This window comes from Halosimplex yunnanense, from assembly GCF_054504345.1.
The window spans coordinates 852265-867168 of sequence record NZ_JBTJEL010000037.1 but is presented as its reverse complement, the minus strand read 5'-3'; the positions used below and the strand labels follow the sequence as shown (position 1 = coordinate 867168).

The 14904-nt window shown below is 67.6% G+C and carries 14 protein-coding genes; 7 read left to right on the top strand and 7 right to left on the bottom strand.

The window, feature by feature from the left end; translation table 11 throughout:
* Positions 1 to 199 precede the first annotated feature (199 nt).
* The 3 genes from AB2U09_RS23245 to AB2U09_RS23235 all read right to left on the bottom strand — a co-directional run bounded on the left by AB2U09_RS23245 (position 200) and on the right by AB2U09_RS23235 (position 1587).
* Positions 200 to 331: a hypothetical protein gene (locus AB2U09_RS23245; protein WP_459195128.1), complete on the bottom strand. Its 132-nt coding sequence runs from the start codon at positions 329 to 331 to the stop codon at positions 200 to 202.
* 27 nt (positions 332 to 358) lie between these two features.
* Positions 359 to 883: a type IV pilin domain-containing protein gene (locus AB2U09_RS23240; RefSeq protein WP_459195127.1), complete on the bottom strand. Its 525-nt coding sequence runs from the start codon at positions 881 to 883 to the stop codon at positions 359 to 361.
* 95 nt (positions 884 to 978) lie between these two features.
* A complete protein-coding gene (locus tag AB2U09_RS23235) occupies positions 979 to 1587 on the bottom strand; it encodes a GAP family protein (protein ID WP_459195126.1) in 609 nt (202 codons plus the stop codon).
* Between the two features lie 255 nt (positions 1588 to 1842).
* Here AB2U09_RS23235 and AB2U09_RS23230 point away from each other — a divergent pair, with 255 nt between their 5' ends.
* Positions 1843 to 3633 carry a S9 family peptidase gene (locus AB2U09_RS23230; protein ID WP_459195125.1) on the top strand — a complete coding sequence of 597 codons (1791 nt, stop codon included), beginning with the start codon at positions 1843 to 1845 and terminating at the stop codon, positions 3631 to 3633.
* Positions 3634 to 3660: 27 nt separating this feature from the next.
* Here the strand turns inward: AB2U09_RS23230 and AB2U09_RS23225 are convergent, their stop codons facing one another.
* Entirely contained in the window at positions 3661 to 5424 is a 1764-nt protein-coding gene (locus AB2U09_RS23225) for a Rieske (2Fe-2S) protein (protein WP_459195124.1), read from the bottom strand.
* A 530-nt stretch (positions 5425 to 5954) separates the two neighbouring features.
* Between AB2U09_RS23225 and AB2U09_RS23220 the strand changes: the two genes are divergently transcribed.
* From AB2U09_RS23220 to AB2U09_RS23195, 6 genes are all read left to right on the top strand, one after another.
* The gene (locus AB2U09_RS23220; RefSeq protein ID WP_459195123.1) at positions 5955 to 6554 is read left to right on the top strand and encodes a DUF5789 family protein; all 600 of its coding nucleotides are present in this window, start codon (positions 5955 to 5957) and stop codon (positions 6552 to 6554) included.
* A gap of 42 nt (positions 6555 to 6596) precedes the next feature.
* Positions 6597 to 7208, top strand: a complete 612-nt coding sequence (locus tag AB2U09_RS23215; RefSeq protein ID WP_459195122.1) for a cupin domain-containing protein — start codon at positions 6597 to 6599, stop codon at positions 7206 to 7208.
* Positions 7209 to 7271: 63 nt separating this feature from the next.
* Entirely contained in the window at positions 7272 to 8081 is an 810-nt protein-coding gene (locus tag AB2U09_RS23210; RefSeq protein WP_459195121.1) for a hypothetical protein, read from the top strand.
* Positions 8082 to 8151: 70 nt separating this feature from the next.
* The gene (dnaJ, locus tag AB2U09_RS23205) at positions 8152 to 9315 is read left to right on the top strand and encodes a molecular chaperone DnaJ (protein WP_459195120.1); all 1164 of its coding nucleotides are present in this window, start codon (positions 8152 to 8154) and stop codon (positions 9313 to 9315) included.
* 329 nt (positions 9316 to 9644) lie between these two features.
* A complete protein-coding gene (locus tag AB2U09_RS23200; protein ID WP_459195119.1) occupies positions 9645 to 9980 on the top strand; it encodes a DUF7344 domain-containing protein in 336 nt (111 codons plus the stop codon).
* Positions 9981 to 10129: 149 nt separating this feature from the next.
* The gene (locus AB2U09_RS23195; RefSeq protein ID WP_459195118.1) at positions 10130 to 10852 is read left to right on the top strand and encodes an acyl-CoA synthetase family protein; all 723 of its coding nucleotides are present in this window, start codon (positions 10130 to 10132) and stop codon (positions 10850 to 10852) included.
* Positions 10853 to 10877: 25 nt separating this feature from the next.
* Here the strand turns inward: AB2U09_RS23195 and AB2U09_RS23190 are convergent, their stop codons facing one another.
* The 3 genes from AB2U09_RS23190 to AB2U09_RS23180 form a co-directional block, all read right to left on the bottom strand.
* Positions 10878 to 11630: a hypothetical protein gene (locus tag AB2U09_RS23190; RefSeq protein WP_459195117.1), complete on the bottom strand. Its 753-nt coding sequence runs from the start codon at positions 11628 to 11630 to the stop codon at positions 10878 to 10880.
* Between the two features lie 156 nt (positions 11631 to 11786).
* Positions 11787 to 13571 carry a flagellar basal body-associated FliL family protein gene (locus AB2U09_RS23185; RefSeq protein WP_459195116.1) on the bottom strand — a complete coding sequence of 595 codons (1785 nt, stop codon included), beginning with the start codon at positions 13569 to 13571 and terminating at the stop codon, positions 11787 to 11789.
* 72 nt (positions 13572 to 13643) lie between these two features.
* On the bottom strand, positions 13644 to 14873 hold the full coding sequence (locus tag AB2U09_RS23180; RefSeq protein ID WP_459195115.1) for a digeranylgeranylglycerophospholipid reductase: 1230 nt from the start codon (positions 14871 to 14873) through the stop codon (positions 13644 to 13646).
* Positions 14874 to 14904: the final 31 nt, after the last annotated feature.

Here is a 14904-nt window from a genome sequence, read left to right as displayed (position 1 = left end):
CGAGGTCTTCGCGAGCTTGCGAGCGAAGGCTCGTCAGAGCTTGCTCTGACGGTGGATGCGCATCGCAGGCCGCAGGCCGAGAAGCGCAATCGGCTGGGGAGGGTTGTGGCTGTCTGCGGTGCCGTGCGAGGCAGGTGCTGTTTCTGGCGGACTGAACGGGCGAGGCGGGCTCGCGTTTATCCAGTCGCCTGAGCGGCCCCTATCCGAAGCGGCCCCCGGCCGCGAGGATATGCCGCTCAGCGACCGCGAGCGCGTCGAGGGCTTTCAACGCCCACTGTTCCCTGCGGTTGCAGTCTTTTCTCCTGCTATCGAGCGCGCCGAAGAATTCCATCACCCAGCTAGATCTACAGTGAAAATACTACTCTAGCGTCGCGTTCGCGAGCGTCACCGACTGCGTGTCACCGCGCAGCGATCCCGTCCAGACGACGCGCACAGAATCACCGTCTTCCAGATGGAACCCGACGCTCCGGTCGCTGTCCAGGTAGCTCTCGTCGCCGTTCGAGTCCACGGACGGGTCGTCGACAGTCAACGAATCACCGGACTGGATCGGGTAGCCGGCCCCGCGCTTGGTCGGGCCGCGGTCGTCGCTCACCCACGTCACCCGTTCAGTGTTGCCGGCGCTCTCGTCGACGACGACCACTGACAGTCGCTCGGTCGTGCGGTCGACGACCGAGTCGCCGCCGGCGTGTTCGACGGTCAGCGCGCTTGCGTCGGAATCGTACGACACCGAGAAGTCGGCGTCGGGACTGGTGCGGCGAAACTCGTCGCCGAAGTAGGCGACCGAGCCGACGACGGCGGCAGTGATCGCGAGCACGACCAGCCAGACGACCCACCGCTCGACGCCCCCGCGCTCGTCGTCGACGAATCCAGAGCGACCGCTCATCAGTACCGTAACCCACTCGCGCCGGGTAGTTAGGTGTCGGGGTCGCGCAGTCGGGCACCAGTGGATTCGAGGAGAGGCTGTTGGTCTACCGACGGTCAGGTGATCGTCAACACGAGGAAGAAGGCGAGGACGACCTCGTTGACGATCCAGGCGTTGTCGTTCATCCAGTCGCGGACCCGGGGGAGCACCGTCTCGGCGCGAGCACCCAGCAGCGCGACCGCGATCGATGGCAGCGCCAGCAGCGAGAGCGTGAGCGCGACGAACGGCGTCGCGTCGACCAGCGGGAGGTCGTTCGCGACGAGGTGCGACCCGACGGCGACCGAGGTGACGATGTCGGTCGGAAACACGCCGAGCAGGAGAAAGCCGAGACGGAAGGAGAATCGCGGGGTGGCCTCCTCGAGTCTCCCCATCCACTTCGGCGGCTCGGAGTTCTCGCGTCCGAGGAACGTGGATATCATCGCGGCGACGATCAGCACGATGACCACCGTCGAAAGGAGTCCGTTCGACTCCCCGCCGCCGCCCACCGACACGCCGCCGAGGAGATAGGTCAGCGAGACCACCGCCGAGATCGAGAGCGCGGCCCCGAACACGAACAGCGCGGAGTTGCGGCGCCAGTCGCGGCTCGTCGCCAGAAAGATAGCGCTGAGCAACTGCGGCCCGGCGACCATCACGATCGCGAGCGGCAGTATCGTGAGGAAGCTCATCCGTCGGCGACCTCGCTGGGACCCGTCGCCGTCCCGCCGGCCGCTTCGTTGCCCCCCGGCTCGATTAGATGTAATTTCATAAACACGAATTCGACCAGACCCGGTATCGAGATGCTGCAAGCACTCTCAAGCCCGCGAACCGAAGTTCTGTCACAGTGGCGGTCCGCTCCGGGCGCTTCGGAACGAACGAGTCGACTTTGCAAACGAACGTCTAACGGGCAGAGCATTGAGGGGATGGGCCGCCGAGATACCGGTATGGCCGATTCCGCCATCGAGACGCTGACCGCTCGGCCCGCCCTGAGCTCCGCGACACTCGTCCCCGAACACGACGCGCTCGCGCAGTGGTACAGCGATCCGGACGGCGAGAAGCGGCTCCGGCTGTGCGACTACGAGAGCGGCGAGACGGAGCCGGTCCCGTTCGAGAGCGACGCGCTGGACCCAAGCGACGTGATTCGGACGTTATGGACGGGGTCGGCGTTCCTGCTCCAGTCCCGGCCGGACGTGTATCGAATGCCTATCGGCGGCGACCCCGAACCGTTCGAACTGCAGGACGAGTACACGCTCGTCGAAGACGTCGACGGCGCCGGCCGCCGGTTCCTCTACGTTCACTACGACGACCCGTGGACGCTCCGCCTCCGTGACCGCGACGCAGGTACCGACCGTCTGCTCACCCGACACCCAGAGCAGAGCGGCCACGCCGGATTCAGCCCCGACGACGAGCGGATCGCCTACCGGACGAACCCGGGCGAATCCTTCGGCGCCGGTCGGCAGGTCGTCGCGAGGGCCGACGGCGAGGTCGAGGCGGAGTTCACCGTCGGCGACCCCGAGTCGCGGACGCGACAGCGGGCGTGGCACCCCGACGGCAGGCGCATCCTCGTCGACGACCGCTCGACGGGCTGGTATCGGGCCGCCCTCCACGACTGGCGGACCGGTGAGACGACGTGGTACGGCACCGGCGACCTCAACGAACTCCCGGCGGCCATCTCGCCCGACGGTGAGACGCTCGTCACGGTCAGGCGCGAGGAGGGGCGCTGTTCGGCGGTTCGCTACCCGGTCGACGCGCCCGAGGACGGACGGCCGCTCGACGTCCCGGCCGGCGAGATCGACGCATCCGCGGTGACCGCCGTCGACCTGCCGAACGCGAGGAACGAGGTCCTGCTCCGAGTCGGGACCGCGACAAGGCCACTCAGAGCGTTCGCGTACGACCTCGACACGGACGAACGTCGGGTGCTGGCGGACACCACCACCGACGCGCTCGAAGCCGCCCCGCTGGTCGAACCCGAGTACGTCACCTACGAATCGACCGACGGGCTCGACGTCGACGCCGTGCTGTATCGCACGGACCGTGACGACGGGTCCGAACCGGGTGAGCCCGCGCCCGCGGTCGTCTTCGTCCACGGCGGCCCGGCGACGGCGGAGTGGTGCGACTTCGACCCGTTCGCCCAGTTCCTGGTCGATCGCGGGTATCACGTCCTCAAACCTAACTACCGCGGGTCGACGAACCGCGACCGTGCGTTCGAGGGAGCGCTCCGGGGTGACGCCGGGTACGGCGACGTGGACGACGTGGCCGAGGGCGGACAGTGGCTCGCCGCCCAGCCGTGGGTCGACGGCAACCGACTCGCAGTGATCGGTCACTCTTACGGTGCCGGTATCGCGGCACTCGAGTCGGTCCGCTATCCCGACCTGTGGAACGCCGCCGTGGTCGAGAACGGCAGTCTTGACCGCGTGGAGACACTCGGTGACCCGAACCAGTACGCCCGCCGTCGCATCATCGACGACCCCGAAGTGGAGACGACGGAAGCGTATCTCCGAGAGATTTCACCGGTCCACCGGACCGATGACGTGGGAACGTTCGTCTGCGTCGTCCATGGTGGCGAGGGACCGTGCCTGGAGATGGCTGAACGGTTCGTCGACGGCCTCCGCGACCGCGGCTGGACCGAGGGCGAACAGTTCCGATTCGAGGTGTTCGAGGACGAGGGCCACGTCATCGACGACGTGGAACCGTACTGGCGACTGGTGGCTGACGTGCTCGACGAGCGAGTGTGAAGGGGAGAATCCCCGAGTCACTCCCGATCAGTCGCTCGCCCCCTCGTGGAGCGCCTCGCCGCGATACAGCCGCTCGGCGATAGTGAACGTTTGTTCGGCCTCCCGACGCGTCGGGAAGTGGGCAGCCATGTACCGCGCCGGCGCGATCAGGGCCAGCCGGCGCTCGTGGTCGCTCTCGGCCGCTTCGAACTGCGCGAATCCGCCCTCGACGTTCTGGAGCGTGTGGAAGCCAGCGTCCTCCCGCAGGAGGCCCTCGGCTATCGTCCGCTTCAGGGTGTCGGGGTCGCCGCCGGCGTCGAAGTGCCGGCTCACGATCCGGCCGGCCTCGTCGACGCGACCCTGCTCGTCGAAGGTCGAGAGCAGGCGCTCTCGCAACTCGGCGGGGTCCTTGCCGCTCCCCTCGCCGGGATCCGGAAGGGGTGCCTTCGGCTGGTTGAGGAACCGGTCAAGGTACACGGACATCGCGCCTTGCCAGCAGGCACGGTAGCAGTCGTCGGCGTCCGTCCGACCCGCGAGCTGTTCGACTGCGTTAGCGAAGGAGAAGGTGTGATGGACCGTGTTCCAGTCGCTGAACTCGTTGCTCGTCGCGAAGTGCGCCACCCGGCGGAGCGCCGCCACGGCGACCGCGTGGGCCAGTTGTTCCGTCGTCGCGCCCGCTCGGATCGCGTCCCGAAGAGCCTCGTCGATGGCGTGCGGGTCGTCGCCGAGTAGCGTCTCGACGAAGTCGTCGGGCCGCTCCCAGGACTTCCCGTCGCCGGCGGTCGACAGCTCGGGAATGGCGTCGTCGGCGTCGAAGCACAGCTCCGCCACGTCGATCGGCTGGCGCCAGGCGTTCGTCTCCTCGGCGCGCGAGCCGTCTGTGATGGTGTCGACCGTCGACGCAAGCACGTCGTCAGCCCGGTCCCAGCCGACGTGGTCCAGCGTCTCGAACGCCTTGTTGATGAAGTCGACCGTGTGACTCGCGTTCATGTAGAGGTGGTCGGTCGCGGCGGCGACGAGTATCTCGACGACGTCCTCGGGCGGGAGCGTCGCCGTCGCCGCCCGCAGACAGCGCTCGGCGCCGTCGCTATCGCGGACCTCACAGGTCTCGCGGAACCACGACTTCAGCCGTTCCTTCGAGAGGTCCTCGTTGCCGAGCGCGTACTGGTCGAACCGCGGGGGTTCGCCGGCGCAGTTGGCTGCCACCTCGCGGACGCCGACGAACATGGCACGCTGCTTCTCGTCGTGGTCGACCTGGTCGTAGAGATTCGCCATCGCGCCGAGCGTGGTGAGCCCGCGGCCCCAGCCGTCGGCGCGGTACTTCGTCCCGAAGTCGACGGCGGTCGAAAGCGGCGTCGTGAACCCCTCCCCGTGGTGGTCGAGGTGGATCGCGCCCTTGGCCAGCACCAGCGAGAGGTTCTCGCGCATGCCGTCGACCAGCCGGTTGCGCCAGTGGACCTCCGGTGCCACGTCGGACTCTGGGTCGGGATCGACGTACACCTCCCCGTTCCGGACGGCCGTCGGGAACGTCTGCACGTCGTCGGCCCAGATGTCGAAGGTGTCCCCGCAGGAGAGTTCGAACCGCGCGTGGTGCCAGTGGCAGGTCAGCAGGCCGTCCTCGACGGTCCCCTTCGAGAGCGGGAACCCCATGTGCGGACAGCGGTTGTCGACGCCGTACACCTCGCCCTCGTGGTGGAACAGGGCGACGCTGTGGCCGCCGACGCTGGCCACCGCCCGTCCCTCCTCGCGCAGCGATTCCAGATCGGTCGCCCGCTCGTAGCCGTCCGGCACGTCTGTGGACTCTGTTGCCATGTCACATTGATCGCCCGCAGTTCCTATAGACGTTCGCTGAAGCGGCTTTTTGAAAGCGAGCGATCACGTCTGCCGAAGCGACGGTGCCCGTGCGGATCCGGGGAATGCAAGTCCGGACCGGAGAAAACGTGATGGACGACCGACGAGTATCCGGTCGGTATGGACGTCGCGACCGTCGTAACGGACGCGGGCATCCTCCTCGTCATCGCCGGCGCGTAGCGCTCGTCGGGTGGCTGATCTACATCAGGACGGGCCACCGAGAACACTACAGCCTCGGCTCGTTCGGGGAGACCGACCCGGACGCGATGACGAACTGCCCCCACTGCGGGGCTCGTAACGGTGACGATCGGGAGGTCTGCGAGTATTGCTCGGAACCGATCGGTCCCGAGACGGACGCTCCGGAAGCCGCCGCTGACGACCGCTGGGGCGCCGGTAAGCGGCCCGAGTGAGCCTAGCGGGAGCGTCGGGATCCACCCACAGACCTCCGACCGGCCACAGCGTTAACAGCGCAGGAGCCCTACAGACAGGAGATGCCAGACGACAAAGCGGGGAGAGAGAAACAGGCCCGAGACGAGGAGAACAGACAGCGAATGCGCGCGATGCTGGAGGAACTCGAACGCGGCGACGAGACCGAACCGCCGGTCGACGAGGAGGAACTCGACGACCTCGATCAGGAACTACAGACGGCCGAGTTCCCGGCGACGGGACTGGACGTCGTCGAGGCGTTCGGGTACCACGAGGTCGAGACCGAGGAGGGGACCTACGAGCTTGCCGAACTCGTCCCGCAGACGGAGGACGTGACCTTCGAGTCCGCCGAAGAGGTCCGCATGCGAGTCCAGCGCCCGACGGTCGCCGCGGCGATGAAGCGGGTGACCGAGGCCGCCGGGCGGCTGGACAACGCCCGGCTCGACGGCTCTCAGCGGAAAGCCTACGAGCGGACGTTCCGGGAGCTGAAGGCGGTCGACATCGTCGACGACGATGAGGGGATCACCGCGGTTGCCGACTGGATCGTTGCCCGGATCGAGGAGAAAGGAAAGCTCCCGGGGTCGCGAGACGTGCGCCGGCAGGGCGCGAAGGTCTGCCGCGAGAGCGGCTACGAGATCAGCAACGACGAGTGGCTCGGCGTGTAACCGGCCCCCAACGATTTCTCGCTCCCGACCGTCCGTCCGGGCGTGCAACGAGTCGCCATCGACGACCTGTCGCCCAGTCCGGGGCTGGACGCCGACCGCCGCGGCCTGTCCGGCCCGCTCGAAACGAGCGACGTGGCAATCAACCGCTACCGGGTCCCGCCCGGTGAGGGGCTGCCCAGCGGCCTCCACACCCACGTCGACCAGGAGGAGATCTTCGTCGTCCTCGACGGGACCGCGACCTTCGAGACCCTTCCCGAGTCCGATCGGCCCGACGACCCCGCCGATCCACCGCGCACCGGAAGCGAAGTGACCGTCACAGCCGGCGGAGCGGTCCGGTTCGCGCCCGGCGAGTACCAGTCCGGCCGCAACGCCGGCGAGACCGACCTCGTCGCGTTCGCGATCGGCGCCCCGCGCGAGAGCACGGATGTCCGCGTACCGGTGCGGTGTCCGGAGTGTGGCGACGTCGACCTCCGACTCGACGCCGGAGGAGATGCTCTCACGTTCGTCTGCCCCGACTGTGGCGCCGAGCGGGTTCCCGCATCGTGTCCCGACTGCGGCGCGGATGCGATGACGTTCACGCTCGACGACGAGGGAACGGTCGTCAGTGCCTGCGAGGACTGCGGCGTCGAGTTCGAGCGGCCGCCGTATCGGTAGTGTGAGAGCGTGACCGTTCGTGGCGGCCAGAAGACATTTACCATCGACTCCGGGAGCGTGTGTATGCGCCGTCGCCAGTTCGTCGCCGCCCTCCCGCTCGCGAGCGGCCTCGCCGGGTGTCTCGGCGAATCGGGACCGACGGATTCGGCCGGCACGTCGCCCGACTCTACCGAGACTGTGTCCACCGCGGCGGGCACACCCGAGACCGTGTCGGCGACACTCCGGTCGTCGTATCGCTACGGGATCAACGACGACGCGATCGGTGTCACTCCGCCCGAACAAGCGCAGTTCGCGTTCGTTCGACCGCCCGACGCAGCCGAGGAGCGATCGCCGGAGACCTATGCGCTGGAACTCGGCTCGGAACGCTTCGTGCCGGCCTCGTCAGTCACGGGGTTCATGTCGTGGACGCCCGGCATCGACTCGGTGTACACCGATGACCGCAGGTCCGGATCGCTCCGCTTCGATGTTCCCACCGTCGAAGCCGAGACCGCCGCGCTCGTCGGCGAAGACGAACGCTGGCCGCTAGAACAGTCCGCCCGCGAACACCTCGCCAGCGCGCCCGATCTCCGTCTCGAATCGATGCACGTCCCGAATTCCGTCGAGCCGACCGAGCGGATCGAGCTCGGCGTGACCGTCGCCAACGGCGGTGAGCGGACGGGGACGTTCCTCGCCGGCTTCCGGCGCGGCGGGTATCCGAAGACTATCGAGGTCACGGTAGACCCCGGCGACAGTAACTCCGGATCTGTAGCCTACGACGCGGGCGACAGCGAGGGAGAGCTATCGTTCGCCTACAGCGGTCCGGGAACCGACGACCGCGTCTCGGTGGCGGTCCAGGCCGAGACGGACACACCCCGGTCGACGACCGACCGGTAGGGCGTGACGGAGTCGGTGAATCCAGACCCGTTCTATTGAAGTGTCTCAATCTTGTACACCGCGACAAGCGATGAGCGAGGACTTCTACGAAGTGCTCGGGGTTTCCCGGGACGCCAGCGAGGACGAGATTCAGCAGGCCTACCGGGAGAAGGCCCGGGAGTACCACCCCGACGTGAGCGACGACCCCGACGCCGAGGAGAAGTTCAAGAAGGCCAAGAAGGCCAAGGAGGTCCTCACCGACGAGGAGCAGCGCCAGATGTACGACCAGCTGGGCCACGACCGTTACGTCGAGGCCGACAAGCACGGCGCCACCGACAACGGCGGCCGCGGCGCCGGCGGCATGGGCGGAATGGGTGGCGGCATGGGCGGCGGACAGGGCCCGTTCGGCGACATGTCCGACATCTTCGAGACGTTCTTCGGCGGCGGCGGTGGCCGCGGCAACTCTTCGCGTCCGCGACAGGGCCGCGACCTCCGCACGACACTCGAAATCGACCTCGAAGACGCCTACCACGGCGTCGAGAAGGAACTCAACGTCACGCGCCCGGACACCTGTCCCGACTGCAACGGCCAGGGCCACCCGCCGGACACCGACTCCCAGCAGTGTCCCGAGTGCAACGGCCGCGGACAGACCACGACCGTCCAGCAGACCCCGATGGGCCGCGTCCAGCAACGCCAGACCTGCCGGCGCTGCGAGGGCGAGGGCACCATCTTCGAGGAGACCTGCTCGACCTGCCGCGGCGACGGCGTCGTCCGCGAGGACGCGTCGCTCTCCGTCGAAGTCCCCGCAGGCATCGAGGACGGTCAGACCCTCCGGATGGAACGCGAGGGCGCCCCGGGCGAGCGCGGCGGTCCCAAGGGCGACCTCCTCATCGAGGTCGCCGTTCGCGACCATCCCGACTTCGAGCGCGACGGCGACGACCTCCACCGACAGGAGGCTATCTCCTTCCCGCAGGCGGTCTTCGGAGACACGATCGAAGTCCCGACCATCGACGGCGCCGTCGAACTGGACGTGCCCGAGGGCACCCAGAGCGGTGAGACCTTCCGCCTCTCCGGCAAGGGGATGCCTCGACTCCGCCGGCGCGGCAACGGCAACCTCTACGTCCAGGTGCAGGTCGTCACGCCCGAGAGCCTCAACGAGGAACAGCGCGAGGCCCTCGAGGCGTTCGCCGAGGCCGGCGGCGAGGAAGTCGACGTCGAACAGGGATTCTTCGAGAAGATCAAAAGCTCCTTCTGACCCCGGACGAAGAGCCGGCTAGTCGGGTTTTCCGCAGAGCTAGTCGTCGGTCAGCGATGCCACTCGGCGGGCCGCGTATCCGATCGATACGACGCGACAATTATATTCGGAAGTTCCCGAGGGCCACAGTATAAAATTCGAAAATCGTAGAGGTGCTCGCCGCACGGCCCGGATTTCCGTTTTCTCAATCCGGTGGCTTCGAACTCTCTCGTAGGAGTTGTATCGTCGTTCGATTTTGGCGAAAGCGAAACGTAGCGCCCTCGTATTTCTATTTTCCACGTATTGGATGCTGCGAAACCAATATACGTATTCGGAACCGAATACTGGTGATGACGAGGACTGACGGGTCACTGAAGTACAGCAACAAATCGCTCGCGTACGACGCGCTGTCCAGCCCTCGCCGCCGCGCTGTCGTGCGAGTGCTCGACGATACCGACGGGTCGCTGCCGCTGCGCGAACTCGCTGTAGAAGTCGCTCGCGAGGAAGCCCAGTCCGAAGACGACACCGACGAAGACGACCGGATCGAACGGATCCAGACGACTCTGTATCACGTCCACGTTCCGAAACTGGCCGACGCGGGCATCGTCCGGTACCGGGAAGAAAGCGAGCGGGTCACGCTCACGCACGCGGTCTCGCTCGATGCCATCGACGTCCTCGGCGACTAACTCGTCTGCCGACGGTTTGCTGTGTTCGAGGGGCCTGGGGAGACTTCCCACTCGACCCGTGGGGGACAACCCCCTCGATCCGCACCGCCCTGTAAACGCCCACGATAGCGGGTCGGACTCCTTTTCCCGCGACCGACCGAACCGGGGGTATGGACGTCATCGGGGATCTAGTCGCGCGAGAGCGGCGCACCGACGACCTCGCGGTCCGGACGGACAGCCGCGCCGGGTCCTACAGCTACGAGAAGTTCTGCACGAACGCCTGGAAGAGTGGGAACCTCCTCCGACACTACGGCGTCCGCGGCGGCGCGTCGGTGGCCATCGACCCCGGCGAGTCGCTGACGGTGCCCCCGCTGGTCGCCTTGTTCGGGTCCGCCCTGCTCGGGGCGACCGTCCGGTTCGACCCGCGAGCGGCCGCCGACGCGAAGGCGCTGCTCGTCCCCGGCGGGGCAGCCGACTCCTATGACCCGGAACCGGGCACGAAGACGCTCGGCTACGGTGACGTACCGAACGACCCCGAAGTCGCCCACTTCGAGGCCGAGATGTGGAGCGAGAACCCGACGAACCCGCCTGACGTGGTCGAACCGAACGACACGGCGCTCGCGACCGCCGACGAGCGGTTTACGCACCGCGAACTGCTCGACAGATCCGAACAGATCGTCGAAGACTTGGGCCTCGACGAGACCGACGAGGTCGCCATCCGTGCTCCACTTTCGGAACCCGGGACGGTCGTCGCGGGCATCCTGGCACCGATCTGGGCCGGTGCGACAGTGCTCCTCGATCGCGATCAGGCAGGGTCGGTGGCAGTCGCAGCCGACGAGGAAAAAGCGGAAGCGCCCGAGGAGACGGTTATCGACCCGGCGGACGTGTTCTGAGAGCGGCCGATCGATCGCTGGCTGCTCACTCGCCGGTCGGGCGGATGAAGTCCGCCAGCGCGACGGTGATGCCGAGCAGCCACCCCAGCGGGACTGAGACCCCGATCCAGATGAGGACGTAGGCGAACTCCGTCATGTCGAACCGCTCGGCGACGTCGTCACGCAGGCCGATCGGTTCGAGGATCTCCGTCCGGGCGAGTTCGGCGATCTGTTCGGCGTAGACGATGCTGAACTGCGCGACGTCGTCGGAGACGAGCGCGGCGACGACCGGCGGCAGGAAGATGGCCGTCATCCCGAACGGGTAGGCGAAGACGACCGTCGTGATCCGACCGCCGATGCTCCGGAACAGCACCGCGAGCGCCGACGAGATGACGGCCACGACGCTGGCCGCGATGATCGCGTTCGCCTCCTGGCTGGAGAACTGCGCCTGCAGCCGGAACTCGACGAGCGCGGACAGGCCGCCCCAGACGAGGATCGTCAGCAGGACGACGCCGACCGCACCGAGCTTCTCGACTGAAACGTCGATCTTGCGGGCGTGAAAGCGGACGATGACGCCGAACAGCGCGAGCGGATAGAGAACGGCGACGACGAGTGCGCCGAGCGCCGACCACGCCACGTACGATACCTTCTCGCGGGCCGTCTGCGGCTGCCACTTCCCGAGGACGGTGTCGCTCGCCCCCCGCTGGCGCGGATAGAGCAACCCCATCCAGGTCTCGTGGAACTTGTTCAGGTCGAAGCGAATCGCTTCGACGACCCCCTGACTGTTCCCGACGGACATATCGGATCGGTTTGGCAGCGCCGTGTATACCTCTTCTGTTGCTCGGCGACTCTCGGCACTGTTCTCGGCCGACAGGTCCGCTCTACGACAGGATCGAAGGGTTCGAAACGGAAGGCAGATCGTCCACGCCGGCCCCCGCGATCGGGCTTGACCGCGCTACTCGTCGGTCGACTCCTCGTCCGCGCCCGAATCGTCGTCGTCCTCCGAAACGTCCGCATCGTCGGTGTCGTCGGGAGCGTCTTCTCCCTCCACGACCGTCTGTGCGGCCTGGACGTCCTGGTTCTCGTCGGTCGCCGGCTCGGTAGTCTGCGGGCCGTCCCCACCGTCGTCGCCACCGTCGCCGGTGTCAGTCGGCGCAGCACCGCCGGCCTCCTCGTCGGGCCCGGCGACGTTCCCGTCGTCACCGGCGAGGAACCGGTTGTAGAGCACGCCGCCCCCGCCGAGCGCGAGGATCACCGCACCGACCCCGATCGTCACGAGCGAGAGCCCACCGTCGCCGGCGGCCGTCGTGGTTTCCGCACTCCCGTCGCCGGGCGCCTCGCCCCCGGCGCTCGCAGTCGTTCCGGTCGGCGTGGGAGCGCCCCCGTCGGCCCCGCCGTCGCCCGCTGCGACGGTCCCGTCGGAGTCGTCTGTCGGCGTCGGCGAGAACGTCGGCGTGTTCGAATCGGCCGGCGTGGCCGTCGGCGTCGGAGTCGGCGACGGCGTCCGCGTCGCGACCGCTTCGCCGCCGATCTTCACGCTCCAGGCGCTCGAGTGACCGTCGGCCGCCGCGTCGCCCACGGCGACGACGCCGCCATCGTCGGCCAGGTGGAACCCCGTGAAGCCGCTGGTGCTGTCGCCCCAGGTGCCCGACCACTTCATCGCACCGTCGATGCCGAGGTGGGCTGCGTAACCGCGCGCGTCCGTCCCGTTCCCGTCGGTGGCCGTCTCGCCGACGACGTAGTACTCGAGGTTCGTGTAGGTGATGTCGCGCAACTCCGTGTAGTTGTTCTCGGTGTAGCGCTTGTCCCAGAGCTTGCCGCCGTTGATGTTGAACTCCAGAGCCCACCCGCGCTGCTCGTTGGTCTTCGGGTCGAAGGCGTTGGCACCGACCGCGACGAACCCGTTTCGCGTCTCGGTGACGTCGTAGAAGACGTTGTAGTCGTCGTAGGGGTTGGTCGAACTCTCGGACTGCTTCTTGAACTGCTGGGAGAACTGCTGGGTGCCGTCCTCCCCGAGCTTGTTCGCCCATCCCACGGTGTTCCCGGACGTGTCGTCGGTCTCGCCGACGACGACGTAGCCGCCGTCCGAATCCGTGACGACGCCGTGATACCTGCTCCGGGACCCCGGCCCGTACCGCTTCGCCCAGTCGATATTGTTCTCGTCGGTCATCCGCACGACCCACGCGTCCTTGAACCGGCTGGTCCACCCCGCGAAGATAAACCGGCCGTCTCCGTCGACGTCGACCGCCCGTATCGTGTCGGTCGTGCCGGGTCGGACGTGGAACGTCCGGCGCCACTGCTCGGTCCCGTCGGCGTCGATCCGGAGTGCGACGGCGTCCTGCGCGTCGGCGTCGTCCTCCCGCGTGTGGCCGACGACGATGAACCCGTCATCGGCCCCAGCCACGTCGAACCCTTCGGTCACCGCGCGTTCCGCGAACGTCCGCTCCCAGACGACCTGCCCAGCGGTGGACAGCCGGGAGACCCAGATTTCCCGCTCGTTGTCGCTGTCCGCGGGTTCGATCGTCCCGACAGCGACGAACCCGCCGTCTCCCGTCGGTGCGATGGCTTCCGCCTCCGAAGCGGTCGCTTCGGAGTACGTCCGGTCCCAGCGCGTTTCCGGGGCCGACTTGCGTGTCGAGTCGGCGGCCGCGCCGGTCGCGAATCCACCCGCCGCCAGCGTCCCTGCGCCCGCGACACAGCACCCCCTGAGGAATCGTCGTCTGCTCTGCTCCCTGTGCATGCGAGTGAGCGCGGACTGGAGCGGTAAAATCTTGTTGGGTCGCAGACTCGCCGACTGACCGTCTTTCCGGGCTCAGACGCCGAGTCGCTCCCGCGCGAACCGCACGAGTAGCGGGAGGTCGTCCAGGTGGATCAGGTTCCGCATCGCGAGCCGGTCCCCGTTGTTGACCTTCGCGAGCGTGTCGCCGTCGGCCTCGCGCAGGTCGGCCATCAACCGGTCGTACCGCTCGTTCGGCGTGAGGTACAGCAGCTCGGTCATCAGCAGCCGGGTCTTCATCTTCGGCGCGACGTCCGTCTTCCAGAGCTTGTTGTAGATCTGCATCTGCTCGGCGGAGGTATCGACCGACCCCGTCAGTGCCCGATCGGCCGTCGCGGCCGCCGCCCGCGCCGACAGCATCCCCTTGTGGATGCCCTCGCCCCACAGCGGGTCGATCGTCGGGACGGTGTCGCCGATGGCGATGAAGCTATCCGTAGTCATCTGGCCCGGCTCCTGGATGTGCGCCGAGCCGCGGTGTTGCTTGCCGTCGAGACGGCGCGCGTCCTCGAACCGCGGGTCGGTCTCCAGCCAGTACTCCAGGTAGTCGTCGATACCCATGCCCTCGCGGGCGTAGTCGCGGTGGCTCTCGTTCTGGATGTAACAGAGGCCGACCTTCGCCGTGTCCTCGCCGGTGTGGAAGATCCACGAGTACCCGCCCGGTGCGAGGTCGTGGTCGAGCCGGAGCATCATCGCGTCCCGGCAGTCGGCGAACTCGGGATGGTCGACGTCGACGCCCTCGAACTCGTACTCGACGCCGATGGCCTGCCGGTCGCGCTTGAGATCCGTGACGCCGAGGTCCTTCGCGAGCGGCGCGGCCGGACCCGTGGCGTCGACCACCACGTCGGCGTAGACCTCCTTCTGCCCGTCGTAACGGACGCCGACCACGTCGCCGTCCTCGGTGATCGGCTTCGAGACGCGCGAGTCGAAGCGGTACTCCGCGCCGTTCTCACGGCCCTCCGCGACGAGCCAGCGCTTGAAGTCGGCGAACTCCAGGACCGCGCCGGGCTGGTCGCGCACGAAGTGGTCGTTCGGCGACTCCAGGACGACGGTCTCGGTGAAGTTCATGACCACCTCGTCCGGGACGTTGAACGACGCCATCATCGAGGGGAAGGTGCCCGCGGTCGACTTGTTGCTCTGACGCGGGAAGTCGACCTCGGGCTCGGTCTCGAGCACGAGGACGTCGTAATCTCTCGCCGCCAGATCGCGCGCGCACTGCGCTCCGGCGGGTCCCGCGCCCGCGATCACCACGTCAAAGCGGTCGCCCATAGACTTTGGTCCGGCGTCTGCGTCATTAGTG

Bases quoted from the DNA above. Each gene is read 5' to 3' on its own strand.
- AB2U09_RS23245 (WP_459195128.1), bottom strand. From the start codon at position 331: ATGGAATTCTTCGGCGCGCTCGATAGCAGGAGAAAAGACTGCAACCGC.
- AB2U09_RS23240 (WP_459195127.1), bottom strand. From the start codon at position 883: ATGAGCGGTCGCTCTGGATTCGTCGACGACGAGCGCGGGGGCGTCGAG.
- AB2U09_RS23235 (WP_459195126.1), bottom strand. From the start codon at position 1,587: ATGAGCTTCCTCACGATACTGCCGCTCGCGATCGTGATGGTCGCCGGG.
- AB2U09_RS23230 (WP_459195125.1), top strand. From the start codon at position 1,843: ATGGCCGATTCCGCCATCGAGACGCTGACCGCTCGGCCCGCCCTGAGC.
- AB2U09_RS23225 (WP_459195124.1), bottom strand. From the start codon at position 5,424: ATGGCAACAGAGTCCACAGACGTGCCGGACGGCTACGAGCGGGCGACC.
- AB2U09_RS23220 (WP_459195123.1), top strand. From the start codon at position 5,955: ATGCCAGACGACAAAGCGGGGAGAGAGAAACAGGCCCGAGACGAGGAG.
- AB2U09_RS23210 (WP_459195121.1), top strand. From the start codon at position 7,272: ATGCGCCGTCGCCAGTTCGTCGCCGCCCTCCCGCTCGCGAGCGGCCTC.
- dnaJ (WP_459195120.1), top strand. From the start codon at position 8,152: ATGAGCGAGGACTTCTACGAAGTGCTCGGGGTTTCCCGGGACGCCAGC.
- AB2U09_RS23200 (WP_459195119.1), top strand. From the start codon at position 9,645: ATGACGAGGACTGACGGGTCACTGAAGTACAGCAACAAATCGCTCGCG.
- AB2U09_RS23195 (WP_459195118.1), top strand. From the start codon at position 10,130: ATGGACGTCATCGGGGATCTAGTCGCGCGAGAGCGGCGCACCGACGAC.
- AB2U09_RS23190 (WP_459195117.1), bottom strand. From the start codon at position 11,630: ATGTCCGTCGGGAACAGTCAGGGGGTCGTCGAAGCGATTCGCTTCGAC.
- AB2U09_RS23185 (WP_459195116.1), bottom strand. From the start codon at position 13,571: ATGCACAGGGAGCAGAGCAGACGACGATTCCTCAGGGGGTGCTGTGTC.
- AB2U09_RS23180 (WP_459195115.1), bottom strand. From the start codon at position 14,873: ATGGGCGACCGCTTTGACGTGGTGATCGCGGGCGCGGGACCCGCCGGA.